Raw genomic sequence first — 23,782 nt, 5'->3', positions numbered from 1 at the left:
GGCATGATCGGCGCGTGAGTACCAGCGCGCCCCGGTCCGGGGGTCCCTCCGCCCTGATGCTGCCGGTCATGATGATCGTGGTCATCGGCGGGGTGGCCGGGCTCGGTTTCCTGGCCGGACTCGGTCCCGCCGCGGTGCTCGGCGCGTTGTCCGCGATGTTCTGCCTGATCGCGGCCTTCGGCGGCGCGCTGTGGCCGGATCTGAAGCTGCTCGCGGTGTTCGCGCCTGCCATGGTGCTGGTGGTGGCCGGGCCGCGGTTGCTGGCCGAGGTGTCGGTGGCGGCGGCCATCGCGGTGCTGACCGTGATCGTGTTCGCGGTGGCCTTGCTGCCCACCTTCGGGCCGCGGTTCATCACCGTCGGGCTCGGGCTGGGCATGGGCGCGCTGTTCGGGTACGCCTTCCAGACCACCGGCACCGCGGGCGTCTGGCAGGTGGTGTTCGCGCCCGCGCTCGGCGTCGGCGTGGTGCTCGTGTTCCGGCTGCTGCTCGGGCTGCGGGATCCGGACAAGCCGACCAGGGCGGCGGTGGCCGGGATGCTCACCGCCACCGATGTGCGCGGGCCGGACGCGGCGATCCGGGCCTGGCGCGGGGACCGGCAGCGCCAGTGGCTGGGTCAGGTGCTCGACGGCGGACTGCGCTACCGCACCAAGCTTTTCCTGCTCACCGACCGGGTGCACCAGCTCGACGAGGCACTGGCCGGGCAGCTGCGGACGGTGCTGGACGCGGCCAAGGCCGAGGCCGCCGCGCTGGCCGCCGCGGTGGTCGACGGCGGCGAACCGCCCGCGCCGCAACGACCGGCCACCCCGGCCGCGCTGCCAGGGGAGACCTCGGCGATGGTGATCACGCTGTGGGACGGCCTGGACCGGGTGCGGACCGCGCTGACCGATCGGGACCGGCGGCCGACCACCTCCCGGCTGGGCGCGGAGTACCCGGGTGAGCGGCTGATCGAGGCGATCTCCTGGCAGTCCGCCCAGTTCCGGCATGCCCTGCGCTGCGCGATCGGTGTGCTGCTGGCCCTGCTCATCGCCGCTCAGCGACCCGGCGACCCGCTGATGCCATCCTTCCTGATGGCGGTGTTCATGATCATGCAGCCGGACTGGCGGGCCAGCGCGCTCAAGGCCTGGCAACGTGCGGCAGGCACCCTGCTCGGCGCGCTCGCCCTGGTCGCGGTGCTGTGGGTGCTGCCGCAGGCCGCGCTGATGCCGATCGGGCTGGTCGCGATGATGATCGGGTTCGGCTTCCAGCAGCGCTATCCGATCATCTTCAACGGCTGCATGGTGCTGATGCTGGTCGGCATGAACGCCACCACCCGGCACCTGGACCCCGGGCCGGTGCTGGTGGAGTACGTGCTGCTGATCGTGCTCGCGGTGGGCATCGGGCTGCTGTTCGGCTTCGCCGTGGTGCCGGGCATGCGCACTCCGCCCCCGCTGGAGCGGCTGCGCCGGGCCACCGAGGGCGCCAGGGCCGGGCTGGCCGCGATCACCGAGCGGCTCGGGCAGTCCTGGGCCGAACTGGATGTGCGCTCGCTGATCCGGGATCAGCGCCGCAGTGCCGCGCAGCTGCACGAGCTGCTCGGCGGTCAGCTCAAGGGCCGGGACGACACCGAGGTCAACCGGACCGCGCTGGCCCAGGCCGACGACGCGTTGCGCGGGCTGCGCAGCGGCACCGCCGGACTGCTCATGCACGGCGGCGATCCGGCGCTGACCAGGGACACCCTGGACTGGCTGGTGCGCGCGCTCGGCGAGACCGAGCAGGTGGCCGAGCCGCCGGAGCCGCGCACCGAGGAGCAGCGGCTGCTGATCGACAGCCTGGCCGCGGACGTGGTCGGCCTGCGCCGAGCCACCTCGATGCTCAGCCCGGGATAGGGCGGCCGAAGTACGTGAGGATCGTCTCCCTGCTGTCCCGGGGGCCGGTCTTGTTCCGCCGCTGGTGGCCGCACTTCTCGCAGCGCTGCACCACGAAGTAGGCGTCCTTGTGGATGCCCGCGGCCACCGGCGGCATCAGTCCGCCGCAGGTCGCGGCCCGGTCACCCGGGTTGACGTCCACGTGCCGGGACCACAGGCAGTGCGGGCAGTGGTTGGTGTAACCGTTGCCACGCACGGTGCGCTCGCAGTGACCGCAGGTGAAGTCCTCGATCCGCCGGGTGAACCTGGCGGCCCCCGCGCCGGAATCGGTCGCGTCCTCGTACTTAGGCATGGCTATCCTCACCGCGTGACCACGGTCGATAAGCGGCAACCGGTGACGACCAGGCGGTCGGCACGGGTCGGTCTGTCGCGCCCACTCGGCTTGCTCCTCGCCCTCGGTGTGCTGCTGCTGATGTCCGTGCTGTCCATCATGGTCGGCAGCACCGACCTGGGTTTCGGCGAGGTCTTCCGCGCGGTGTTCCGGCCGGACGACCCGGATTCCAGCGCCATCGTGCAGGGCCTGCGGATGCCGCGCACCGGCTTCGGCCTGGCGGTTGGCGCGGCGCTGGGCCTGGCGGGCGCGCTGATGCAGGGCGTGACCCGCAACGCGCTGGCCGATCCGGGCATCCTCGGGGTCACCTCGGGTGCGGCCTTCGGGGTGACGCTGTCCGCGCTGCTGGGCGGACTCGGTTCGTTCTACGGCTACGTGTGGTTCGCCTTCGCCGGAGCACTGCTGGCCACCGTGATCGTCTTCGGCCTGGGCAGCCTCGGCCGGGACGGCGCGCGCCCCGCCAAACTCGCGCTGGCCGGGGCGGCGGTCTCGGCGATGCTCAACTCGATGGTCTCCGCGGTGCTGCTGCTGGACGCGGCCACGCTCAACCGGTACCGGTTCTGGGCGGTCGGCGCGATCAACGGCCAGGATCCCCAGGTGCTCGGCCAGCTGCTGCCGTTCCTGCTCGTCGGCGCGGTGCTGGCGTTCGCGGTCAGCCCGGCGCTGAACAGCCTGGCACTGGGTGAGGATGTGGCCAAAGCGCTGGGGCACAACGTCGGGCGGATCCGGGTGATCTCGATCATCGCGATCACTTTGCTGGCCGGCGCGGCCGCGGCCGCCTGCGGACCGATGGTCTTCCTCGGCCTGGTGGTGCCGCACATGGCCCGGCAACTCACCGGGCCGGACCACCGCTGGGTGCTGGTCTACTCGGCCGTGCTGGCGCCGATCCTGTTGCTGGCCGCGGACATCCTCGGCCGGGTGCTGGCCCGGCCGGAGGAACTCCAGGTCGGGATCATCGTGGCCTGCCTCGGCGCGCCCTTCTTCATCGCGCTGGTCCGCCGCCAGCGCCTCCCGGAGCTGTGATCGTGACGACCACCGTGAAGCTGGGCAACCGGGTCCGCGTCAGCGTGATCTCGGCGCTGCTGGGCGCGCTGACCCTGCTGATGTTCTGCGTCAGCCTCGCCGTCGGCGAGTTCCAGTTGGGCCTGGACGAGGTGGTGGCCGCGCTCGGCGGCGTCGGCGACTACTCCACCTTGCTGGTGGTGCAGGAACTCCGGCTGCCAAGGGCGCTGGTGGGGCTGCTGGTCGGGCTGGCCTTCGGCCTCTCCGGCGCGCTGTTCCAGTCGCTCACCCGCAATGCGCTGGCCAGCCCCGACCTGATCGGCATCACCGGCGGCGCGAACGTGGTCGTGGTCGCGGGCACCGCGCTCGGCCTCGGCAGTGGACTCGGCGTGCCGCTGCTGGCGTTGCTGGGTTCGCTGGCCTCGGCCTTCGCCGTGTACACCCTCGCGTGGAAGCGTGGCACCACCGGCTACCGGATCGTGCTGGTCGGTATCGGCGTGCAGGCGGTGTGCACTGGCGCGACGAGTTATCTGTTGCTGCGCCTGGGGGTTTACGACGCCCAGGGCGCGATGGTGTGGCTCACCGGCACGCTCAACGCACGCGATTTCGGCCACGTGGCCTGGATCGGGGTGGCCGTCGCGGTGCTGCTGCCGCCCACCCTGTTGCTGCGCCGCTGGCTGGACGCGTTGCAGTTCAACGACGACACCGCCACCGGGCTGGGCATCCCGGTGCAGCGGGCCAGACTCTCGCTCGGCCTGATCGCGGTCGGCCTGGCCGCGGTGGCCACCGCGGCCGCCGGACCGGTCGTCTTCGTCGCACTGGTCTCCCCGCAGCTCGCGCTGCGGCTGTGCCGGTCGGCGACCCCGCCCCTGCTGGCCTCCGGGCTGGCCGGGGCCCTGCTCCTGCTCGTCAGCGACCTGATCGCCCGGACCCTGCTGCCCGCCGAACTGCCGGTGGGCGTGGTGACCGGGGTGGTCGGGGCGCCGTTCCTGTTGTGGCTGCTGGCCAGGGCCAATCGCGCCAACGCCGGCTGAAAGGAAAGAACATGCTGGGAAGCACCCGTCGACTGCTGCGAGGGGGCGCCCTGCTGGCCGCCGCCGGACTGCTCGCCGCCTGCGGCGCCACCGCCCCGACCGGCGGCGGCTCGTGGGAGTTCACCGACGACCGCGGCGAGAAGATCAGCCTGCCGGCCAAGCCGACCCGGATCGTGGCCCAGTCCGCGGCCGCGGGCACGCTGTGGGACTTCGGGGTCAAGGTCACCGGCGTGTTCGGCCCGCAGAAGCTGGCCGACGGCCGCACCGACCCGCAGATCGGCAACGTGGACCTGAACTCGGTGCAGTCGGTTGGCTCCACCTACGGCGAGTTCAACCTGGAGAAGTTCGCCTCGCTGCGGCCCGAGCTGACCATCACCACGATGTATGACGACACGCTCTGGTACGTGCCGGACACCGCCAAGGACAAGGTCAAGCCGACCGCCGGGATCAAGATCGGCGGCAAGCCGATCCCCGAGGTGCTGTCCCGGTTCAGCGCGCTGGCGCAAGCACTCGGCGCGGACGTCAAGGGCGGTCCGGTGGCCACGGCCAAGGCCGAGTTCGACAAGGCCGAGGCCGGCCTGCGCGAGGCGGCCAAGGCCAAGCCGGGCCTGAAGATCCTGGTGGTCAGCGCGACCAAGGACGACCTGTACCTCGTGCGTCCGCAGGAGTCCGGCGACCTCAAGTACTTCCGCTCCCTCGGCCTGGACATCTACGAGCCCAAGTCCGGCGCGGAGTACTTCCAGAAGGTCAGCTGGGAGCAGGTCCGGGAGTTCCCGGCCGACCTGGTGCTGGTGGACAACCGGGAAGCCCAGGCGCTGACCCCGACCCAGATGGCCGGGATCAGCACCTGGAAGCTGCACCCCGCGGTGCAGGCCGATCAGGTCGGACCGTGGTTCGCCGCGGCCCCGATGAGCTACCAGTCCTTCGCCAAGGTGATGAACGAGCTGGCCGAGCTGGTCCGCCGCTCGCGCACCGACGTGGTCAGCTGAACCGATCGCAACACAGCGGGGCCGTCCGGACCGGGTGGCCCCGCTGTCCCCTAGGCCGCATCGACCAGGTTCAGCCCAGGAAGCCCCTCGAAATGCCGCTTGTTGGCAGTCAGCAGCGGCGCCTGGTAGTAGATCGCGCAGGCTGCGATCCAAAGATCATTTGTATTGTCGCGATGAGCCAACGCATGACCGTTCAGGCACGCCGTACTTCTCAGCTCGCCCCACAGCTTGGGAAGATTGGCGTCATACGGAAGCACCACGCATCTCCGCACAGCACCTTCCAGCGCCGTCACTCGGCGCTCGCCCCAGCCAGCCTTGTAGGCACCGAAATAGATCTCGCCGACAGACGTGAAGGTCAACGCGGGGATTTTCCCGATCAGAAAACTTGAGTAGCCGGATGCCTGCGGCCTCGCAAAGGCAAGGTTCGAGAAAACATCCGTATCCAGTATTACGTGTTGCACTAGTCAGGACCTCGCCGACATTGCACCATTCACAAACTGATCAAAGTCATCGTCGCCCAGATCAGAGAGCTTCCCGAACTCCGAAAGACTCGTCACCGGACGCACTTCTTGTTCTTCGGCAAGCTGACCGAGATCACGGCGGCTCGCCTCGTCAACTATGGAGATACTGAGCAGATCCAGCGTTCTGATTCGACCATCAGGCTGCGTTTCCGCCACTCCGGTCACCATGACCATCGAGTCCATCGCGGCCAGGATCCTGTCCCTGAGATCCTGATCAAAGGTGCAGGGGATAGACGCATCCCAGGTGTCAACTCTGCATCTCAGCGCGGCTGGCGCGAAATCTCCCTCATGCAGGCGGCCAACAATAGCCACCTCATCCCGCTGCACGAGACGACGCAGCGCACGAACGCGCCCACGAAAGACGTCATCAATCCTGACCGTAGGACCGCCCCGCCGGGAAATCTCCAAGAACGCGATCGAACCCGGCGATATACCACCAGAGAGACGAATAAGGCCATCGAGAACCTGGGGCGTGAATTCGCTCGGACTCTCAGAAATTCCTCGGGAGACCTGCTCCACACCAGCAAAGAAGGCATCAAGCGAGCGCTCAAGCAATCCGTGATCAAATATCACATCAGCCGGTGCCGATATCTCCAGAACGGTCGAGCCGGTCTTGAAACCAGTCAATTCAAGCCGAACGGCATCCACAACCTCACGAGGTCGCCTGCCAGCGCCACCCGACGCCCCCAGAATCACATGGGCAATTCTCTCCATGGTGGCCTGAAACTCACCCGCAATGCGAGCCATTTCAGCAAGCGGAAGCCGACCGCCTTGAGCAGTAGGCCCAACAGCCCTGAGCGTGATTTCTGACTGCTCCACAGCGATCCCCTCCTCACCGGCCGCTCGCGTTTCACTGGACCAGCACCACTGTAGACCGGCGGTACCGCGGAACCCGTTGATCGTTACCAATGTGACAGGGCAACCCAGATCTAGCACCCGACCGGGCGCATCCAACTCCGACGATCAGGGCCCACCGTCACCGACAGTAGAGGAATCTCGCTGCCTTCGATCAAATTTCTCCAGCTCGGTAGGCACAAGACCACTAGCTGACAAGAACGGCTCGCCCATCACAATGATGGACGAGCCGTCCTGCGGAGCCCTCGCGCTCAGTCAGCAGGAGGTGGCGGCGGGCACCCCGGCGAACCGGGACTTCAGCCAGTCCACCGCCATCGGCACCCCCGCGATGTTGCCCAGGATGTGCTCGGTGAGGTGGGTGGTGCGCCATTCCACCGTGGCGCCGCGGGCGCAGTAGTCCGCGAGCAGTGGTTTGGCGATCTTGAACGGGATGACCTCGTCGAAGTCACCGTGGAAGAGCAGCACCGGCGCGGTCGGCTTGTGACTGCCCGGCACATCCGCTGCCAGCCGGGCGTCCCAGCGCGGGTCCTTGATCGGATCCGGGACCGTGGTCAGGTCCTTGAGCCACTTGAACGCGCCGGTCAGCAGCATGGTGCCGATGATGCACTCGGTGCGCTGCTTGGCGATCAGCTTCTTGCCGGCCTCGTTGATGAACTGCTCGGGCAGGTCGGGGTAGGCGCCCATGTGCCCGGAGACCGCACCGATCATCAGCGCGGAGAACGGTCCGCCGTCGATGATCGGGAACAGCTGGCGCAGATCGCGTGGGATGCCACCGGCGACCACGCCTGCCACCTGGAGTTCCGGCGCGTAGCTGGGCTGCAGCTCACCGGCGTGGCTGGCGGCCTGGCCGCCCTGGGAGTAGCCGTAGATGCCCACCGGGCCGACCCCGAGTTCCGGTCCGGGGGTCTTCTGCGCGGCGCGGGCCGCGTCCAGCATGGCGTGCCCGGCGGCCGGGCCGACCGCCATCGTGTGCGGGCCTGGCGTGCCGAGGCCCTGGTAGTCGGTGATCACCACGGCGAATCCGGCGAAGAGGAACTGGCCGATCAGGGCCACCTCGTTCTCGGTGCCGGTGCGCATCTTGTAGGAGGGCGCGCAAGTCTCGTGCAGGCCGTGCGCGCCGACGGCGTAGCTGACCAGCTGGCGTGGTTTGCCGGTGGACGGGGTGCGAGGCACCAGGATCGTGCCGGAGACCGCCATCGGCGCACCGGTGGCCGAGGTGGAGCGGTAGAGGATCTGCCAGGCCGAGACCGGCACCTCCAGACCAAGCACGGTGACCTTGACCTGACGGGATCGCAGCAGGTCACCGGGCTTGCCTGCGGGCAGCGGGTTCGGCGGCTGGTAGAAGGGGTCGGCGGAGGGCAGGGGTACCGCGGCCGGGGCTGCGGTGGCGGTGCCGGGCAGGGTGGTCAGCGCCAACGCGGTAAGCAGACAGGCGCTGAGCAGGCGGAGTCGGGGGGACGGCGACACGGGCGACCTCCTGGACGCTCGCTCTGGTAATCGAGATTTTCACACGCTAGGCCGTCCGGACCAGATGTGGCAATGGTCATGACCACTTAACAATCGAACACCCCCCGAACGATCTACGCTGGTCGTATGGCCCAGGAGACGGGGACCACCGCGCGCATCTACCGCGGCATGCGTCCCGAACAGCGCAAGGCCGACCGCCGAGCCCGGCTGGTCGAGGCCGCGCTGGAGCTGTTCACCACCGCCGGCTACCACGGCACCCGCATCGAGCAGCTGTGCACGCACGCCGGGGTCTCCACCCGCAACTTCTACGAGGAGTTCGCGAACAAGGAGGCCCTGCTGCTGAGCCTGCACAACGACATCAACGCGGTCGCGCTGCACCACGTGGTCGGCGCGCTGCGCACGCTGCCGGATACCGCGGACGCGCCGGAGCGCATCGGCACCCTGCTGGATGTGTTCATGGCCGACATCACCGCCGACCCGCGCAGGCCCCGGCTGGCCTACGTGGAGGCGGTCGGGGTGAGCCCGGCGATGGAGCGGCAGCACCAGCGCTGGGTGGCCGAGTGGACCACGCTGATCGAGGGCGAGGCCACCCGCGCGGCCAGCCGTGGCCAGGCCCCGGACCGGGACTACCACCTGATCGCGACCGCGCTGGTGGGCGCGGTGACCGGGCTGCTGCGGGAGTGGCAGGCGGCCGAGCGGCCGATGCCCGCGGCCGAGGTGACCGCGACCATGCGGCACCTGATGGTCGCCGCGATCACGACCCGCTAGACGTCGTAGTCCAGGCTGTACTTCACCGTGGTCTCGGTGTCGAAGACGATCGTGCCCTCGCCCTCGATGCCGCGGAAGCGGCCGGTGCCGCCGACGATGGCCGCGCGGTGGGTGTCCTGGCTGGCCAGCTTCCGGGTCACCCGGGCGGTGGTGTGGATCTCCGCGTTGTCCTGGAAGCGGAAGATGTGCAGGCACTGGGCCTCGATCAGCGGCGGCGCGTCCACGGTCAGCGCGACCACGGTGCAGTTGATGGTGAGCTTGCCCGCGGCTGAGCCGTCGGTGTTGGCCAGCTCGGACTGCACCGCGTAGCCGATGCCGGGCACCGGGAACACCGGCAGCGTGATCAGCTTGCGGGTGGCGGTGAAGTTGAGCGTGGTGCCGGGAGCGGCGGTGGCGGCTGGGCTGACGGCGACGGCCGCGAGCAGGGCGGCCAGTACGGCGGTTCGGCGCATCCGTCCACGCTAGGCGTCCACTGTGGACCTCAACAGCGTTCGCCACGGACGAGTGCGGGTTCCCGCTTCGGGGTGATCTCCGGCTGCGTTGCGTGCCGGCGCAGCCGCCAGGCCAGCACCAGCAACAGCACCACATGGGCGGCCAGCAGCAGCCGTTCGGTGAGGCCGCTGTAACCGCGTTCGCCGAACAGCCACAGCGGTCGCTCCAGCGGCAGGAAGGTGGCCAGGAAGGCCAGCACCCCGGCCAGTCCGAGCGCGGAGAGCACCCGCAGCGTGCGGGTGAGGCAGGCCCACTGCGGGTGCTCGCGGAACCGGGTGGCCAGCAGCAATCCGGCCAGTGGCAAGGTGATGAACCCGGTCAGCGCGGCGTAGCGGTGCACCGCCCCGTGCGCGGTCAGCGGCTCGTGCACCGGTTCCATCGGGAACACCGCGGCGATGCCGAGGCCCAGTGCCCACACCCCGATCAGCCAGGCCGCGGCCCGCCCGCCGGGCACCTTGGCACTGATCAGCGCGGCGCCAAGGACCAGCGAGGCGAAGGCGGTGGCCAGCATGCTGATCCCGACCAGCCGGGCCCCCTGCCGGGTGAAGATGAACTCGCTGAAGGTGGACCGGAACGGGTCCAACTGTCCGAAGTAGACATAGTCGATGAACAAGGCCACCGCGGCCGCGCAGGCCAGCCAGCACAGGGCCGAGGTGGCGAGCAACCGGGTGAGCAGACGCAGCGTGGGATCCATGTGTCCGAGACTGGTGAGGCCGGTTCTGTCTCGTCGTCACACCACGGGTTGACTCCGGAAACCGGACCACGGTGTGACGATCGGCGGCCTGATCCTGGCTAGCGTCAGCACCATGCAGAAACACCTCCGAGCCGGGTGGCGGGTGCTGTTCACCGCCAGGGACGCCGAGTGCGGACCCCCGGTGGCCGGGCTGCCGGGTCCGCTGTGGGTGCGCCGCGCCATCGTGACGGTGCTCTTCCTGTACCTGACCGCGGCCAACATGCTCACCTGGGGACAGCTCTTCGGCACGCCGGTCGCGGCGGTGTTCATCGCCGCGCACCTGCTGCCCTGGCTGCTGAGCAGGCGTTCGCCGCTGGCCGCGTGGCGGCTGGCCATGGGTGTGCTGGTGCTGCTGACCGTGGTCTCCTCGCTGCTGCACTTCCCGCGGATCCTGATCGGCATCCCCAATCTGGAGCGGCCCTGGTCGATGGGCGCGCTGGCGCTGATCCCGGCGATCTACCAGGCGGCGGCCCGTGCGCCGCGGCAATACCGGCTGCCGATCGGGGTGATCACCGTGGGGCTGACCACGCTGGCCGGCGCGATCCCGCTCGGCGGCGTCGCGGACTCGTTGTTCCCACCGCTGTTCGCCCTGGCCGCGGTGCTGGCGGGGGTGAGCCGCAGCCAGCTGCGCGCCACCGAATCGGAACTGGCCTGGGTGCGCCGGGACATGGCCGAGGAACAGGCCCGGTCCGCGGTGCTGGCCGAGCGCACCCGGATCGCCAGGGAGTTGCACGACATCATCGCGCACCACCTGTCGATGATCGCGGTGCGCACCGACTCCGCACCCTACCGACTGTCCATTTCGGACGAGAAGGTGCGCGAAGAGCTTGCCCAGCTTGGTGATGCCGCCCGGCAGGCGCTCGCGGAGACCCGCGGCTTACTGGGGGTGCTGCGGACCGAGGACGCCGGGCCGGAACTGGCGCCACAGCCGACGCTGGCTGAGTTGCCGGGACTCCTCGCGGCGGCGGGTGACTCGGGAGTGGCGGCGACGCTGACCGTCGAGGGCGAGCCGCGGCCGGTTCCGGCGGCGGTCGGGCTGGCGGTGTACCGGGTGACGCAGGAGGCGCTGAGCAACGCCCGGCGGCACAGTCCCGGCGCGGCCGTGCAGGTGTGGCTGCGGCATTTACCGGACGGGCTGCACCTGGTGGTGGACAACGATCCCGGCGCCGAACCGGCTGGCGAAACCGGGCCGGGCAACGGGATCACCGGGATGCGGGAGCGGATCGGCATCGTCGGCGGTGCCTTCCAGGCCGGGCCGCGGCCGGATGGCGGGTATACCGTGCGGGCGAGCATTCCGTTGGCGGACAACACCGAGGGGGCGGCGTGATCCGGGTCTTCGTGGTCGATGACCAGGCGATGGTGCGGGAGAGTTTCGCCGGGCTGCTCGGCGCGCAGGAGGGCATCGAGGTGCTCGGCGGCGCGGGCGACGGGATCGAGGCGCTGGCCCGGATCGCCGAGCTGGACGCGCGCGGCCTGCGGCCGGACGTGGTGCTGATGGACATCCGGATGCCCCGCCTCGACGGCCTGGAGACCACCCGCCGGCTGCTTGGCGATCCGTCCACTTCGGACGGTGAGGTGGACGAGAACCCGTTGCGGGTGCTGGTGCTGACCACCTTCGACCTGGACGACTACGTGTTCGAGGCGTTACGCGCCGGCGCCAGCGGGTTCCTGCTCAAGGACGCGCCCGCGGCCGAGCTGATCGCGGCGATCCGGGTGGTCGCGGCCGGGGATGCGTTGCTGGCGCCGACCGTGACCCGCCGGTTGATCAGCGAGTTCGTCCGCACCCGGCCTGCCGTTCCGGCCGCGCGGCCGGAACGGCTGGACGTGCTGACCAACCGGGAGACCGAGGTGCTCACCCTGGTCGCCAAGGGCCTGTCCAACACCGAGATCGCGGTGGAACTGGTGCTGTCCGAACAGACCGTGAAAACCCATCTGAACCGGATCCTGGCCAAGCTCGCGGTGCGCGACCGGGCCCAGGCCATCGTGCTGGCCTATGAGACCGGCCTGGTCCGCCCCGGTGTCTGAGTGGTCAGCTCCCGACGAACGCGGTGGCGAGTTGTTCGCCGGCGCTGACCGCCTTGCCCGCGTTCTCGATCGGGGAGACCTTGGAGCCCTTGAAGAAGATGTAGGTCACCGGGCCGTCGCTGCCGCCGTGGTGCGGGTCCGGGTTGATGCCCAGGTTCTTCGCCGCGGCATAGGATGCCTCGCCGATGATGTTCGCCGGACCGGTGTCGCCGACCACCGCGTACTGCACCTTGTTGTTGTAGATCACCGCGACCACGCCGCCGCCGGCGATCCCGTGCTTGCGGTAGTCGAAGGTCCCGCTCGGACTGGGCACCACCACATAGGGCAGCTTGGCCGAGATCAGCGGTTTGCCGTCGGACTGGTGGAAGGCGGTGTCCGGCTGGAACCAGGGATCAGTGGTCTTGTTGCACTCCGGGGTGATCTGGCCGTCGCAGTCGATGTCCAGGTCCGCCCGCCAGTGCACCACCTTCGACTGGCCGCACACCGGCACGGTCGCGCCGGTCCCGGTGTCGGTGCGGTACTTGCCAGCGGAGATCTGGTCGCAGGAAGCCACTTTCGCCAGCAGCTGGGCCGCGGTGGGTCCACCTGCCGGAGTCACGGCCGCGGCCGGACCGGTGAGTCCGGTGACGGCGAGCAGGGTTCCGGTGGCGAGCACGAGCAGCTTGCGCATATCCACCTCCCAAGTGAGGAAAATTTCCTAACGTGGCGGCGGACTCCGAACTATCGACCTGATGCAAGCGTTGGCGCTACCGACCTGAGTAGGTTCAGCTGGACAAAACGGTCAGCGCCAGGCCGCGGCCAGGGTGATGGCCTGCTGCTGGTTCAGCCGGGGGTCGCACAGCGAAGTGTAGTAGCGACCCAGGTCATCGGCCTCCACACCGGCGCCCAGGCATTCGGTCACCGGGTCCGGGGTGGCTTCCAGGTGCAGGCCGCCCGCGATGCCGCCCTGTTCCGGCACGATCCGCTGGAACTGGCTGACCTCGGCGATCAGATCGGCCAGCAGCCGGGTCTTGACCCCGCCTGCCGCGCTGATCGTGTTGCCGTGCATGGGATCGCTCAGCCACACCACCGGATGCCCCGCCGCGCGCACCGCGGCCACCAGCGGCGCCAGCTCCGGCGCCCGGCGCACGCCGAACCGGGCGATCAGCGTCAGCCTGCCAGGGGTGCGGTGCGGGTCGAGCACCTCGCACAGCTTGAGCAGATCGGCGCGCGGCGTGGTCGGGCCGACCTTGCAGGCCACCGGGTTGGCCACCGAGGCGAGCAGGCGCACGTGCGCGCCGTCAGGCTGCCGGGTCCGGTCGCCGATCCACGGCCAGTGCGTGGAGGCCAGGAAGGTCTCGCCATCGGGGTTCTTGCGCAGCAACGGGAGTTCGTAGTCCAGCACCAGGGCCTCGTGCGAGGTCCACACCGGCTGGCCGAACGGCCTGCGCGCGCCGCGCAGCGCGCCGACGGCCACGCTGGCCGCCTCGTAGCAGGAGAGCAGCCGGGCCGAGTCGGGGCGCCGGGCGGCGAGGTCGGCCTCGGGACCGTTGACCAGGTGCCCTCGGTAGGAGGGCAGGTCCAGCTGACCGTGCCGTTCCGACGGCTTGGAGCGGGGTTTGGCGAACTGACCGGCGAACCGGCCCACCCGCGCCACCGGCAGTCCGCTGCCGCCGCCGACCACTCCGGCCAGCGCGTCCAGCATGGCCACCTTGCGCGCGATGTGCTCCGGGGTGCACTCGGCCGGGTCCTCGGCGCAGTCACCGGCCTGCACCACCTTGGCGCTGCCCGCGGCGACCTCGGCCAGCCAGCGGCCCAGCCCGTCCACCTCGGTCCAGTGCACCAGCCCCGGCCGCGCGGCCAGTTCGGCACGGTGCGCCGCGGCCAGCGCCGGATCGGTCCAGCTGGGCTGCTGGCGCGCGGGCAGCAGCTGCCAGTACGCCAGTTCCTCGGCCGCGAGCGACTCGCGGATCAGCTCGGTGTGCATCGGAGACCTCCAGCTCAGGCGATCTGCTCGATGCCCATGGCCAGCAACAAGGTGCGGAACTTGGCGGCGGTCTCGGCCAGTTCGGCCTCCGGGCTGGAGTCCCCGACGATGCCTGCCCCGGCGAACAACCGCAGCGAGTGGTCGTCGGCCTCGGCGCAGCGGATGGTGACCACCCAGTCGCCGTCCCCTCGGCCGTCGCACCAGCCGACCATGCCGGTGTAGAAGCCGCGGTCGAAGGGCTCTAGGGCGTTGATGGTGTCCCTGGCCTTGTCCACCGGGGTGCCGCACACCGCGGGGGTCGGGTGCAGCGCGGCGGCCAGCTCCAGCGCGGAGCTGCGCTCGTCGGCCAGTTCGCCGGTGACCCTGGTGGACAGGTGCCACATGGTCGCGGTGCGCACCAGCTCGGGGGCGGCGGGCACCTCCAGGGTGCGGCAGTAGGGGCGGAGCGCGGCGGCGACCGCGTCCACCACCACCGCGTGCTCGTGCCGGTCCTTGGCCGAGACCAGCAGGGCGGCGGCGCGGCGCTGGTCCTCCTCGGGATCGGCGCTGCGGGCGGCCGACCCGGCCAGTGGGTTGGACAGCACCTTGCCGCCGCGCCGGGACAGCAGCAGTTCGGGGCTGGCCCCGATCAGCGTGCGGCCGGGCAGGTCGGCAGCGAAGGAGTAGCCGGCGGGGTCCCGGCGGATGAGGTTGTTGAGCAGGCGGCCGAGGTCGACCGTGGTCGGCGCGGTCAGCGCCAGCGAACGGGCCAGCACCACCTTGTCCAGCTCGCCCGAACCCAGCGGCGTGAGCGCGGCGCGCACCGAGCGCACATAGGCCGCGGGTTCGGGCACCGGGGTGATCTCCCACTCCGGCACGTTCATGCTCAGCTCGGGCAGCCGGACCGCGCTGGAGAACGGCTCGGCCCGGCGCACCACCTCGGGCACTACCAGGCTGGCGGCGGCGTTGTGGTCGAAGGGCACCGCGCCGACCACCAGCGCCCCGGGTTCGGCCTCGGCCAGCACCTGGGCGACCCGGCCGGGCAGCGCACGCAGTTCGCCCGGGGCGGCGACACTGGGCACCGGCGCGGCCACACCCTCGGCGAGCAGCACTCCCCGTGGCGAGGAGAAGAAGAAGGACGATCCGGCGCGGTACTCCGACAGCAGCTCAACCGGGCTCACGGTGCTGGCGTGCCGCGTGGTCATGCGTCCTCACTTCGTCAGCAGCTTGCTAAGGGAAGGCTAACCTTCGTTAGTAGAACCTAGTCTGCCGCGCGGCCTCAACTACCACCCGGACGGGTGACTCTGATCACCGGCGTGAATAAGTCGCGTACCCCCTACCTACCGGGCTCCGGATTGTTCGCCCGCCGAACATCGCCGGACAGTGACGGCCATGCACCTGCGCTCGTTCCCGCTGCCCGCCCCCCGCACCGGCGAGCCTGACCTGACCGTGCCGGACAGCTTCCCCGCCCTGCTGACCAGCGCCATCGAGCGCAGCGGACTCAGCCTGGACTCGCTGCAGCGCAGGCTGGCCCAGCGCGGGGTGCGGGTCAGCCTGTCCACCCTGAGCTACTGGCGGCGGGGCCGGTCCCAGCCGGAGCGGCGGGAGTCGCTGGCCGCGGTGGGGGTCCTGGAGGAAGTGCTCGGGTTGCCCAGGCACACCCTGCTGGCGTTGCTCGGGCCGCGGCGGCCGCGCGGGCGCTGGCTCAGCCGGAGTTTCCCGGTGCGGCCGCTGGACACGCTGTGGGAGGACGCGGCCACCCTGTCCGGGCTGCTGGAGTCGCTGGGCGCGCCGACCGAGGAGCAGCTGACCTACCTGAGCTTGCACGAGGTGCACGTGGTCAACGAGCACGGGGTGGACGGGTCCAGCACGGTGCGGGCGGTGATCAGGGCCGAAGTGGACGGGGTGGACCGGTGTGCGGTGACCTACCTCGGCGAGGGCGCGGCGCCCACGGTGTCCGCCCGGCGGTCCTGCCGGCTGGGGCGCAGCCGGATCGGGCCGGATCAGCGGCTGGTGGTGGCCGAGCTGATCCTGGACCGGATGCTGCGGGTGGGTGAGACCGCGGTGCTGGAGTACGAGGTGGTCTGGCCCGCGGGGCAAAGTTCGGCCAGCAGGCTCCACCGGTTCCGGCGGCCCGTGCGGGAGTACGTGGCCCAGGTGGAGTTCCACCGGGACGCGGTGCCCAGCCGCTGCTTCCAGACCTATCGGCACGGGTTGTGGGCGGCGGAGGTCGGGCGGCAGGACGTGTGGATCGGGGCGTTCCGCACCGCGCACCTGGTGGCCCTGGACGTGCCAGCCGGAATTGTCGGACTGCGCTGGGAATGGAACTGAGACATCACCCCCGCCCGCGAATGGCGATAGCGGGCGGGAGTGCTGCGTCGTTTCAGTTGATGGGAAATTTCACTTACCGACGTAGAGCAGCTTGTTCGGCGAACCGGAACCCGGGTTCTTCACCACGTTCGGCGTGGACTTGTCCAGCAGCGCCTTGAGCACCTCGGCGGGGCTGGCGTTCTTGTTCGCGCCCAGCACCAGCGCCGCGCCACCGGCCACGTGCGGGCTGGCCATCGAGGTGCCGCTCATGCTCGTGGTGCCGGTGTCCGAGCTGTGCGAGGCCGAGGTGATGCCCTCCCCCGGCCCGAAGATGTCCAGGCAGCGGCCGAAGTTGGAGAAGCTCGCCCGGTTGTCCGTGCGGCCGGTGGCGCCCACGGTGATCGCCTCCGGCACCCGGGCCGGGCTGGTGCCGCAGGCGTCGGCGGAGCTGTTGCCCGCGGCCACCACGTAGGTGAACCCGGCCCGCACCGAGGCCTTGAGCGCCTCATCGCCGACACCCACGTTGTCCATGCCCAGGCTCATGTTCACCACGCCGGGGCGCACCCCGTTCTTGGTGACCCACTCCATCGCGCTGACCGCGGCCGAGTCCGGCGCGCTGCCGTTGCAGCCCAGCGCGCGCAGGGCGACGACCTTGGCCTCCTTGGCGATGCCGTAGGTCTTGCCCGCGATGGTGCCCGCGACGTGCGTGCCGTGGCCGTTGCAGTCGTTGCCGTTCTGGCCGTCGTTGAGGAAGTCCGCGCCGATCGCGGCCCGGCCGCCGAACTCGCTGTGCGACTTGCGGATGCCGCTGTCGATCACGTACGCGGTCACGCCCGCGCCGGTGCCGACCGGGCTGTACTTGCGGTCCAGCGGCAGTGCGCGCTGGTCAGAGCGGTCCAGGCCCCAGGTGACGCTCTGCGCGATCCGTGCGGTGCCGTCCTGGTACACGGTGCGCACCGCCGGGTCCGCGGCCAGCCTGCGGGCCTGCACCGGGGTCAGATCGCGCACGTGGAAACCGCGGATGGTGGCGGTGTAGGTGTCCCCGAGTTCGCCGCCGTAGCGGGTGGCCAGGGTGGCCGCCGAGGCGGCGGAGGGGACATCCTTCAGCACGGCGATATAGCTGCCCGGCACCGGCGCCGACGCGCCGACCACCGCCGCCTCGGCGGCGAAGACCGGACCGGCCCCGATTCCCGCGGCAGCGCTCAACGCCACCGCGGTCAGACAGACGACGACCGTCGACTTTCGCATGTGCCCAGCCTTCCGATTGCAGGGAAATCGTCTCTGGCGAACAACTCGAACGGTAAGCGGAAACAATGGCTTCACAGCCGTTTCAGTTTCCTTCGGCCGGTACTCACTGAAAACCCTTCGTCCGGAGGGACGCGCTCGCCAGCGGGACCAGCGAAGATGACGATTGGTCCACACACCTGGGGAGCGTGCGATGGCGAGGGACAACGGCCTGCGCACCAGTTCACCGGTGCTGGTCGGCAGGCACCGCGAACTGGGCATCCTGGCCGAGGCGGTGGCCCGGCCACCGGCGCTGGTGCTGGTCGAGGGCGAGGCGGGCATCGGCAAGACCCGGCTGCTGCGCGAACTGCTCACCGGCATCGGCACCCCGGTGCTGCTCGGGCACTGCCAGCCGCTGCGCGAACCCTTTCCCTACGGCCCGGTGCTGGAGGCCCTCGGCGGGCTCGGCAACCGGGTCGGCCCCGGCCTCAACCCGGTCACCGGGGCACTGCGGCCGCTGCTGCCCGAGATCGCGCACCGGCTGCCAGCCCAGCCCGAACCACTCGGCGACCCGGCGGGCGAGCGGCACCGGCTGTTCCGGGCCGTGCGTGAGCTGCTGGTGGCCGCCGGACCCGCCCTGCTCGTGGTCGAGGACCTGCACTGGGGTGATGACGGCAGCCGGGACCTGTTGCGCTTCCTGGTCGCCAGTCCGCCGCCGGAGCTGGCCCTGGTGGTCACCTACCGCCGGGAGGACCTCGGCGGCGCCCTGCTCGGCAGCGCGTTCCGGCCGGCGCACGGGGTCAGCGCGGCCATGCTCCGGCTCGCCCCGCTGGACGTGGCCGGGGTGCACGAGATGTCCCGCGCAATCCTTGGCACTCCGCTGCCGGCCGCCGGGTTCGCCGCCCGGCTGCACGAACGCACCGCGGGCATCCCGTTCGTGGTGGAGGAAGCCCTGCACGCCCTGCGCGACCACGCGGGCGAGGTGCGCACCGCCACCGCCCGCCGCCTGCTCGACCACCTGCGGGTCCCGGTGCTGCTGCGCGAGGCCACCACCGAACGCCTGGCCGCGCTGGACCCGCTGGCCGCCCGGATCGTGCGCGCCGCCGCCGTGCTCGGCGTGCCAGCCGAGGAGGACCTGCTCGCCACCGTGGCCGGGATGACCACCGGGGAGGTCGGCGCCGCCCTGGTGCAGGCGCTGGCCGGAGTTGTCCTGCACGAGCTGCCCGGCCGCCGCTACGGGTTCCGGCACTCGCTGGCCCAGGAAGCCGTCTACGACACCATTCCCGGCCCGGACCGGCGGCTGCTGCACGCCCGCGCCGCCACCGAACTCGCCGTCGCCGAACCCACCCCATGGGTGCAGCTGGCCCGGCACAGCCGGGAGGCGGGCGACCGGGCGGGCTGGCGGCGGCACTGCGAGGCCGCGGCCGACCACGCCGCCGCGGTCGGCGAGGCGGGCCTGGCCACCGACCTCTACCAGCAGCTGGTCGAACTGCCCGAACTCAGCACCCCCGACATCGACCGGCTGGCGGGCAAACTCGGCGCGAACGCGGTCCGCGGGGTCGAGCAGCTCGACGTCTCCGCGGTGCTGCGCCGGGTGCTCGACGACCCCCGGCTCTCCCCAGCCGCCCGCGGCGCCACCCGGCTCAACCTCGGCTTCCTGCTGGTCCGCCAGGCAGGCGGGCTGACCGAGGGGCACCAGGACATCGCGATGGCCGTGGCCGAGCTTGGCGAGCACTCGGCACTGGGCGCCAAGGCCATGTCCGTGCTCGCCCAGCCCTTCCGCGGCACCACCCCGCTGCGGGAGAACCTGCGCTGGATGGCCAGGGTGCAGGAGGTCATCGAGGCCGACCCCGACCCGGATCTGACCCTCAACCTGCTGGCCAACCAGCTCGGCTCCCGGGCGCTGATCGGCGACCCCGGCGTCCACCCCGACCTGGACCGGCTGCCCAGGCAGGCCGCCACCGAGGCCGGACGGCAGCACCTGACCAGGGCCTACTGCAACCTCGGCGACTCCTTCGCCACCACCGGCCACTACCGGCGGGCCCGCACCTGGCTGGACCCGGGGCTGCAGCTGGCCCTGGACGGCAACATGCCGTTCATCGTGAGCGTGGCCAGGGCCACCGCGGCCAGGCTGGACTTCTGCACCGGCGGCTGGGACGGCCTGGCCGATCGCTGCGCCCGGCAGCTGGAGGACTACCGGGACCTGCGGCCGGTGGCCACCGAGCTGTCCCTGGTGCTCGGCCAGCTCGCGGTGGCCCGCGGCGAATGGCCGGAGGCCGAGGCGCACCTGGGCGCCACCGGGCTGGACGCCCCGGAGGACTCCTTCACCCCGGTGATCATGACCGCGGCCGCCGCGTACACCCAGATGCAGCTGTCCAGGGCCGAGTACGAGGGCGCGCTCGCGCATGCCGAGCAGGGCCTGTCCATCGTGCGCCGCAAGGGCGTCTGGCTGTGGGCGGCGGAACTGCTGCCGCTGGCCCTGGTGGCCAGGATCCACACCGGGCAGCTGCCCGCGGCCGCCGAACTGCTGGCCACCTTCACCGCCGAGACCACCGGCAAGGACGCGCCACTGGCCGCCGCCGCGGTGCTGGCAGGCCAGGGCCTGCTGCTGGGCGCCCGCGGCCGGTTGCTCGCCGGGGCCGAGGCGCTCACCGCCGCCGCGACCGCCTACGCCGGGCTGCCGCATCCCTACCTGGCCGCGCAAGCCCGGCAGGAGGCCGCCCGGCTGCGGCTGACCGCCGGGGAGACCGCGGTGGACGAACTGACCGAGGCGGCCGCCGCCTTCGACCGCCTCGGCGCCACCAGGGACGCCGCCAGCTGTCGCCGTCACCTGCGCGAACACGGGCTCACCGCGCCCGCGGCCCCGGCCAGGCGCGGCCGCCGCGGCTACGGGCCGGAACTCTCGCCGAGGGAACGCGATGTGGCCCGGCTGCTCACCCACGGCCGCACCAACCGGGAGATCGCCGAGGTGCTCTTCCTCTCACCGCGCACGGTGGAGCAGCACGTGGCCAAGGTGCTGCGCAAGCTCGGTCTGGCCTCCAGGACTGACCTGGTAGATCTTCCGAGTTAGCTCGATCGTGCAGCCAGACGTCCGCCCGATCGGGCGATCCGTGCCCGGTTGACGGCGGTTTCCTGCCAGCAAAACGGGCTTGATCAGCCGGAATCTAGGTGAAACTGCAGAGTCTGGAGATCACGCTGAGCTGGGGTACCGGCCAGTCACCCCAGTCGTCGTCACCGAGGGTTACAGGACAGTGCTCATCATTACGTGATTCAGGTGAGACGGCGCAGCTTCATTTGAGCTTTTGTCAACACACTGGCGAGGGTTGCGACACAGCGTCCAGACTGGCTATGGGGCGGCAGGTCGATCACCACCGGGGCCCGGTGGTCGACCAATTCGGGGTGCCCGTCAGCCCGATTGCCGCAGCGCGCACCGGGAGGAAGGATGTCAACAGTTCAAAATTCAACACCGGATGAGGTTCGCTTAACTTCAGGAGACTTCGGGGGAATGCTCCTGCGGCACCGGCGAGCCAACGGCCTGACCCAGGAAGATCTGGCGATGTGCTCCGGGTTGAGCGTAAGGACGATCAGTGATCTGGAGAGGGGGAGAGCGAGGGGACCGCAGCAGCGCACCGTCGGTGCACTGGCGGCGACCTTGCGACTGGCCGGCGACGAACTGAGGGAGTTCGAGCGGGCCGCGAGGGCAGGGCGATTCCGGTTGAGCCGTCATGGGGACAGGCCGACCGTACTGCCGGCGCACGGCACATCTGGGGTAGCACGTGCCGCGTTCGGCAGCCTGGAACTACCGAAAATCACCGAGGAACTGACCGGGCGCAGTGCCGATCTGGACTGGCTGCGGGCCATGGCAAGGGCGTCTCGCGCGTCCGCGCCGCGGACCGTGGTGCTGTCCGGACCGACCGGGGTGGGCACCACCTCGCTGGCCGTCACCCTGGCCAGGCAATTGACCAGGGATTTCCCTGGTGGTCAGTTCTTCGTCAACCTCCGGGCCAACAGCGATCGTCCGCTGCACCCGGGGGCGGCCATGGGGATGCTGCTCGGCGCGCTCGGTGTGCCGAGGGACGGGATCCCCACCGAACTGGAGGCGCGGGCAAGGCTTTATCGCTCGCTGCTGCACGGCAGGCGCGCGTTGATCGTGCTGGACAACGCGGTCAGCGAGGCACAGGTGCAGCCACTGCTGCCGGTCAGCTCCACCTGCCTGGTGATGATCACCAGCAGGCAGCCGCTGACCGGACTCACGGCGGTGCAACGGCTCCAGGTCGAGCCACTGGCCGAACATGAGGCGATGGCCGTGCTGGGGCGCGCCGTCGGCCCACACCGGGCAACCGCCCAGCAGGAGCAGTTGCGCCACCTCGCCCGCCTGTGCGGGCGACTGCCCCTGGCACTGCGACTGGTCGGCGGCATGCTGGCCGGTCATCCCCAACTGCCCGCCGTCGAGCTGAGCAAGCGGTTGCTCGAGGTGGGCAGGCGGATCGCGCCGACCGTGCGGGGAAGCGTGCAGGTGCACGCCGCACTCGCCGTGGCCTACCGGTTGCTGCGACCCGCGGCACAGCTCGCACTGCGCAGGCTGGCCCTCTCACCGGAGAGCCGGTACTGCGCGGAGATGACCAGCGTGCTGACCGAGTGCACCTCCACCGAGGGCACCGCGCTGCTCAACGAGCTGGCGGTCAGTGGACTGGTCACGCCGATCGGCGACTCGGAGTTCTTCACCTGTCACGAGGTGGTGCGGGCCTTCGCGGAGGACCGGTTGCGGGAGGAAAGCGATCCCGTCGCCAAGTTCGCCGCGGAGAACCGGCTGCTGGACTGGCTGATCCACACCGCGATCAGCATCAGCAGCGTCTACGAGCAGCCGAAGCCGACCACGGTCTCCGGGCGGTTCGCCGCCAGGGAACTGCGGTCCCCGGTGGAGGACGCGGGTTCGGTCGAGTTCGACCGGCTCCGGGCCGCCTCTGGGATGGAACTCGGCGGCGCCGGTTCGCAGGAGGGCCAGGCCCTCAGATTGCTGCGGCAGGCGCTGGTGCTGGCCAAGCGGCTGGGCGACAAGCGCAAGGAAGGCTACGTGCTGCTCTACCTGGGCACCGCCAACGAGCGGTTGCAGCGACACCAGGAAGGGGTCGACCACTACCTTCGGTCGGCCGCGGTGTTCCGGGAGATCGGCAGCCGGACCGGAGAGGCGGCGGCGCTGGGCAACATCGCGCACGCGGCGGCTCCGGCCCAGCGCTACGCCTCGTCGTAGCGGCAGGCAGCTAAAGCACGAGGAAGGGGGTTCCCGCCGGGCGATGGCGGGAACCCCCTTTTTCCTCATGGGCAGTCCGGGCGGGACTGCTGAGGGTGGTCTCAGCTGTGCACCTTCGGGCGGGCGGTGAAGACCCTGGCGGAGCCGAGACCGGTGGTGCCGTGCAACTCCAGGCCCTGTCCGCGAGCAGCGGTGGAGATCTCGGCCCAGGAGTTGTCCGGCGCGAAAGTGCCGTCCTTCTGGCTCATCTGGTGGTAGTACTGGGAAAGCTTGTGGCCGTCGGTGGTCAGCGTGCTGACCGCGATCTGGCCCTCGTCGGCGACCACCCGGCGCAGCTCGCCGAAGACCGCGGGCTTGTCGTGGAAGCAGTGGATGCCGAACATCGACACCGCCCCGGCCATGGTGCCGTCCACGATCGGCAGCGCGCAGGCGTCCGCGCGGATGATCAGGTGCTTCTTCGCGCCCACCGCCTCGACCTTGGCCGCGAGCTGCTTGAGCAGGTGCCAGGACAGGTCGGCGAAGATCCACGGGCCCCGGTCGCGGTAGCCGGCGGCCTGCTTGAACAGTGGGCCGTTGCCCGCCGGGATCTCCAGGATCGGACCGTCCGGCAGGCCGGCGATCCGGTCGGCCATCTCGCTGTAGTAGCGCTTGACGTCCAGGCCGAGCAGCCAGGAGTCCAGCCGCTGCCGGGTCGGGCTGCTCATCAGCCAGCCGTACAGCTTGGCGTTGAGGCCCTCGTAAGGTTTGTCACCGGCAGAAACCGGACCGGAAGAATTAGCGACCAGATCGAGAACGCCATCGACAAATGGCGCGAGATGCCCACAGGAATCGCAGTCCAACCCCCGAGACCCGATCGTCAGGGCCGGGATCGAGCAGGCCGGACACCGCAGCAGCGGAACCAGTCCAGCCAGCACTTCCCGATCAATGGAGA

21 protein-coding genes and 1 pseudogene are annotated in these 23,782 nt (G+C 70.6%); 11 read left to right on the top strand and 11 right to left on the bottom strand.

The window, feature by feature from the left end; translation table 11 throughout:
* Positions 1–14: 14 nt before the first annotated feature.
* Positions 15–1,865, top strand: coding sequence for an FUSC family protein (locus tag ACTOWY_RS30150; protein ID WP_441312985.1), 1,851 nt, complete (start codon positions 15–17; stop codon positions 1,863–1,865).
* Here ACTOWY_RS30150 and ACTOWY_RS30145 read toward each other — a convergent pair.
* On the bottom strand, positions 1,852–2,196 hold the full coding sequence (locus tag ACTOWY_RS30145) for an RNHCP domain-containing protein (RefSeq protein WP_441312984.1): 345 nt from the start codon (positions 2,194–2,196) through the stop codon (positions 1,852–1,854). The genes ACTOWY_RS30150 and ACTOWY_RS30145 overlap by 14 nt on opposite strands.
* A 15-nt stretch (positions 2,197–2,211) precedes the next feature.
* Between ACTOWY_RS30145 and ACTOWY_RS30140 the strand changes: the two genes are divergently transcribed.
* The 3 genes from ACTOWY_RS30140 to ACTOWY_RS30130 are packed head-to-tail and all read left to right on the top strand — an operon-like array spanning position 2,212 to position 5,260.
* Complete coding sequence (locus ACTOWY_RS30140; RefSeq protein ID WP_441312983.1) at positions 2,212–3,258, top strand: FecCD family ABC transporter permease; 1,047 nt, start codon at positions 2,212–2,214, stop codon at positions 3,256–3,258.
* Between the two features lie 2 nt (positions 3,259–3,260).
* Positions 3,261–4,271, top strand: a complete 1,011-nt coding sequence (locus tag ACTOWY_RS30135) for a FecCD family ABC transporter permease (RefSeq protein WP_441312982.1) — start codon at positions 3,261–3,263, stop codon at positions 4,269–4,271.
* Between the two features lie 11 nt (positions 4,272–4,282).
* Positions 4,283–5,260 carry an ABC transporter substrate-binding protein gene (locus ACTOWY_RS30130; RefSeq protein ID WP_441312981.1) on the top strand — a complete coding sequence of 326 codons (978 nt, stop codon included), beginning with the start codon at positions 4,283–4,285 and terminating at the stop codon, positions 5,258–5,260.
* Positions 5,261–5,310: 50 nt separating this feature from the next.
* Here the strand turns inward: ACTOWY_RS30130 and ACTOWY_RS30125 are convergent, their stop codons facing one another.
* The 3 genes from ACTOWY_RS30125 to ACTOWY_RS30115 all read right to left on the bottom strand — a co-directional run bounded on the left by ACTOWY_RS30125 (position 5,311) and on the right by ACTOWY_RS30115 (position 8,103).
* Complete coding sequence (locus ACTOWY_RS30125; RefSeq protein ID WP_441312980.1) at positions 5,311–5,721, bottom strand: PIN domain-containing protein; 411 nt, start codon at positions 5,719–5,721, stop codon at positions 5,311–5,313.
* A gap of 3 nt (positions 5,722–5,724) precedes the next feature.
* Positions 5,725–6,600 (bottom strand): hypothetical protein, encoded by an 876-nt coding sequence (locus tag ACTOWY_RS30120; protein ID WP_441312979.1) that lies wholly within the window; start codon positions 6,598–6,600, stop codon positions 5,725–5,727.
* A gap of 291 nt (positions 6,601–6,891) precedes the next feature.
* Positions 6,892–8,103 (bottom strand): lipase family protein, encoded by a 1,212-nt coding sequence (locus ACTOWY_RS30115; protein WP_441312978.1) that lies wholly within the window; start codon positions 8,101–8,103, stop codon positions 6,892–6,894.
* Between the two features lie 126 nt (positions 8,104–8,229).
* Between ACTOWY_RS30115 and ACTOWY_RS30110 the strand changes: the two genes are divergently transcribed.
* Positions 8,230–8,871: a TetR/AcrR family transcriptional regulator gene (locus ACTOWY_RS30110; RefSeq protein ID WP_441312977.1), complete on the top strand. Its 642-nt coding sequence runs from the start codon at positions 8,230–8,232 to the stop codon at positions 8,869–8,871.
* Here ACTOWY_RS30110 and ACTOWY_RS30105 read toward each other — a convergent pair.
* Together ACTOWY_RS30105 and ACTOWY_RS30100 are read right to left on the bottom strand one after the other, a co-directional pair.
* Complete coding sequence (locus ACTOWY_RS30105; RefSeq protein ID WP_247764143.1) at positions 8,868–9,323, bottom strand: hypothetical protein; 456 nt, start codon at positions 9,321–9,323, stop codon at positions 8,868–8,870. The genes ACTOWY_RS30110 and ACTOWY_RS30105 overlap by 4 nt on opposite strands.
* A 29-nt stretch (positions 9,324–9,352) precedes the next feature.
* Positions 9,353–10,057 carry a DUF998 domain-containing protein gene (locus tag ACTOWY_RS30100; protein WP_441312976.1) on the bottom strand — a complete coding sequence of 235 codons (705 nt, stop codon included), beginning with the start codon at positions 10,055–10,057 and terminating at the stop codon, positions 9,353–9,355.
* A 112-nt stretch (positions 10,058–10,169) separates the two neighbouring features.
* On the opposite strand from ACTOWY_RS30100, the gene ACTOWY_RS30095 reads away from it, so the two are divergent.
* Complete coding sequence (locus tag ACTOWY_RS30095) at positions 10,170–11,423, top strand: sensor histidine kinase (RefSeq protein ID WP_441312975.1); 1,254 nt, start codon at positions 10,170–10,172, stop codon at positions 11,421–11,423.
* Positions 11,420–12,121 (top strand): response regulator, encoded by a 702-nt coding sequence (locus ACTOWY_RS30090; RefSeq protein ID WP_441312974.1) that lies wholly within the window; start codon positions 11,420–11,422, stop codon positions 12,119–12,121. Before ACTOWY_RS30095 ends, ACTOWY_RS30090 begins: the two co-directional genes overlap by 4 nt.
* Positions 12,122–12,125: 4 nt before the next feature.
* Here the strand turns inward: ACTOWY_RS30090 and ACTOWY_RS30085 are convergent, their stop codons facing one another.
* The 3 genes from ACTOWY_RS30085 to dhbC all read right to left on the bottom strand — a co-directional run bounded on the left by ACTOWY_RS30085 (position 12,126) and on the right by dhbC (position 15,271).
* Entirely contained in the window at positions 12,126–12,791 is a 666-nt protein-coding gene (locus tag ACTOWY_RS30085; protein ID WP_441312973.1) for a glycoside hydrolase family 75 protein, read from the bottom strand.
* A gap of 111 nt (positions 12,792–12,902) precedes the next feature.
* Positions 12,903–14,087 carry a 3-deoxy-7-phosphoheptulonate synthase gene (locus ACTOWY_RS30080; protein ID WP_441312972.1) on the bottom strand — a complete coding sequence of 395 codons (1,185 nt, stop codon included), beginning with the start codon at positions 14,085–14,087 and terminating at the stop codon, positions 12,903–12,905.
* Between the two features lie 14 nt (positions 14,088–14,101).
* On the bottom strand, positions 14,102–15,271 hold the full coding sequence (dhbC, locus tag ACTOWY_RS30075; protein WP_441312971.1) for an isochorismate synthase DhbC: 1,170 nt from the start codon (positions 15,269–15,271) through the stop codon (positions 14,102–14,104).
* Between the two features lie 187 nt (positions 15,272–15,458).
* Here dhbC and ACTOWY_RS30070 point away from each other — a divergent pair, with 187 nt between their 5' ends.
* On the top strand, positions 15,459–16,397 hold the full coding sequence (locus tag ACTOWY_RS30070; RefSeq protein WP_441312970.1) for a hypothetical protein: 939 nt from the start codon (positions 15,459–15,461) through the stop codon (positions 16,395–16,397).
* A 69-nt stretch (positions 16,398–16,466) separates the two neighbouring features.
* Here ACTOWY_RS30070 and ACTOWY_RS30065 read toward each other — a convergent pair whose 3' ends face one another.
* Positions 16,467–17,624 carry a S8 family peptidase gene (locus tag ACTOWY_RS30065; RefSeq protein WP_441312969.1) on the bottom strand — a complete coding sequence of 386 codons (1,158 nt, stop codon included), beginning with the start codon at positions 17,622–17,624 and terminating at the stop codon, positions 16,467–16,469.
* 190 nt (positions 17,625–17,814) lie between these two features.
* Between ACTOWY_RS30065 and ACTOWY_RS30060 the strand changes: the two genes are divergently transcribed.
* The 3 genes and pseudogenes from ACTOWY_RS30060 (at position 17,815) to ACTOWY_RS30050 (ending at position 22,851) form a co-directional block, all read left to right on the top strand.
* Positions 17,815–20,670: an ATP-binding protein gene (locus ACTOWY_RS30060; RefSeq protein ID WP_441312968.1), complete on the top strand. Its 2,856-nt coding sequence runs from the start codon at positions 17,815–17,817 to the stop codon at positions 20,668–20,670.
* A 372-nt stretch (positions 20,671–21,042) separates the two neighbouring features.
* Positions 21,043–21,273: pseudogene (locus ACTOWY_RS30055) on the top strand (helix-turn-helix domain-containing protein); the annotation flags it as partial.
* 186 nt (positions 21,274–21,459) lie between these two features.
* The gene (locus ACTOWY_RS30050; protein ID WP_441313051.1) at positions 21,460–22,851 is read left to right on the top strand and encodes an NB-ARC domain-containing protein; all 1,392 of its coding nucleotides are present in this window, start codon (positions 21,460–21,462) and stop codon (positions 22,849–22,851) included.
* Between the two features lie 101 nt (positions 22,852–22,952).
* Here the strand turns inward: ACTOWY_RS30050 and ACTOWY_RS30045 are convergent, their stop codons facing one another.
* Entirely contained in the window at positions 22,953–23,555 is a 603-nt protein-coding gene (locus ACTOWY_RS30045) for a class I SAM-dependent methyltransferase (RefSeq protein ID WP_441312967.1), read from the bottom strand.
* Between the last annotated feature and the right edge of the window lie 227 nt (positions 23,556–23,782).

Source organism: Crossiella sp. CA198, assembly GCF_052078295.1.
Lineage (GTDB): Bacteria > Actinomycetota > Actinomycetes > Mycobacteriales > Pseudonocardiaceae > Crossiella.
This window is presented reverse-complemented; position numbering and strand designations above follow the sequence as displayed.

Coding starts and splice junctions, on each gene's coding strand:
- ACTOWY_RS30145 (WP_441312984.1), bottom strand. CDS start 2,196: ATGCCTAAGTACGAGGACGCGACCGATTCCGGCGCGGGGGCCGCCAGG.
- ACTOWY_RS30130 (WP_441312981.1), top strand. CDS start 4,283: ATGCTGGGAAGCACCCGTCGACTGCTGCGAGGGGGCGCCCTGCTGGCC.
- ACTOWY_RS30110 (WP_441312977.1), top strand. CDS start 8,230: ATGGCCCAGGAGACGGGGACCACCGCGCGCATCTACCGCGGCATGCGT.
- ACTOWY_RS30105 (WP_247764143.1), bottom strand. CDS start 9,323: ATGCGCCGAACCGCCGTACTGGCCGCCCTGCTCGCGGCCGTCGCCGTC.
- ACTOWY_RS30100 (WP_441312976.1), bottom strand. CDS start 10,057: ATGGATCCCACGCTGCGTCTGCTCACCCGGTTGCTCGCCACCTCGGCC.
- ACTOWY_RS30095 (WP_441312975.1), top strand. CDS start 10,170: ATGCAGAAACACCTCCGAGCCGGGTGGCGGGTGCTGTTCACCGCCAGG.
- ACTOWY_RS30085 (WP_441312973.1), bottom strand. CDS start 12,791: ATGCGCAAGCTGCTCGTGCTCGCCACCGGAACCCTGCTCGCCGTCACC.
- ACTOWY_RS30080 (WP_441312972.1), bottom strand. CDS start 14,087: ATGCACACCGAGCTGATCCGCGAGTCGCTCGCGGCCGAGGAACTGGCG.
- dhbC (WP_441312971.1), bottom strand. CDS start 15,271: ATGACCACGCGGCACGCCAGCACCGTGAGCCCGGTTGAGCTGCTGTCG.
- ACTOWY_RS30070 (WP_441312970.1), top strand. CDS start 15,459: ATGCACCTGCGCTCGTTCCCGCTGCCCGCCCCCCGCACCGGCGAGCCT.
- ACTOWY_RS30065 (WP_441312969.1), bottom strand. CDS start 17,624: ATGCGAAAGTCGACGGTCGTCGTCTGTCTGACCGCGGTGGCGTTGAGC.
- ACTOWY_RS30060 (WP_441312968.1), top strand. CDS start 17,815: ATGGCGAGGGACAACGGCCTGCGCACCAGTTCACCGGTGCTGGTCGGC.
- ACTOWY_RS30050 (WP_441313051.1), top strand. CDS start 21,460: ATGGCAAGGGCGTCTCGCGCGTCCGCGCCGCGGACCGTGGTGCTGTCC.
- ACTOWY_RS30045 (WP_441312967.1), bottom strand. CDS start 23,555: ATGAGCAGCCCGACCCGGCAGCGGCTGGACTCCTGGCTGCTCGGCCTG.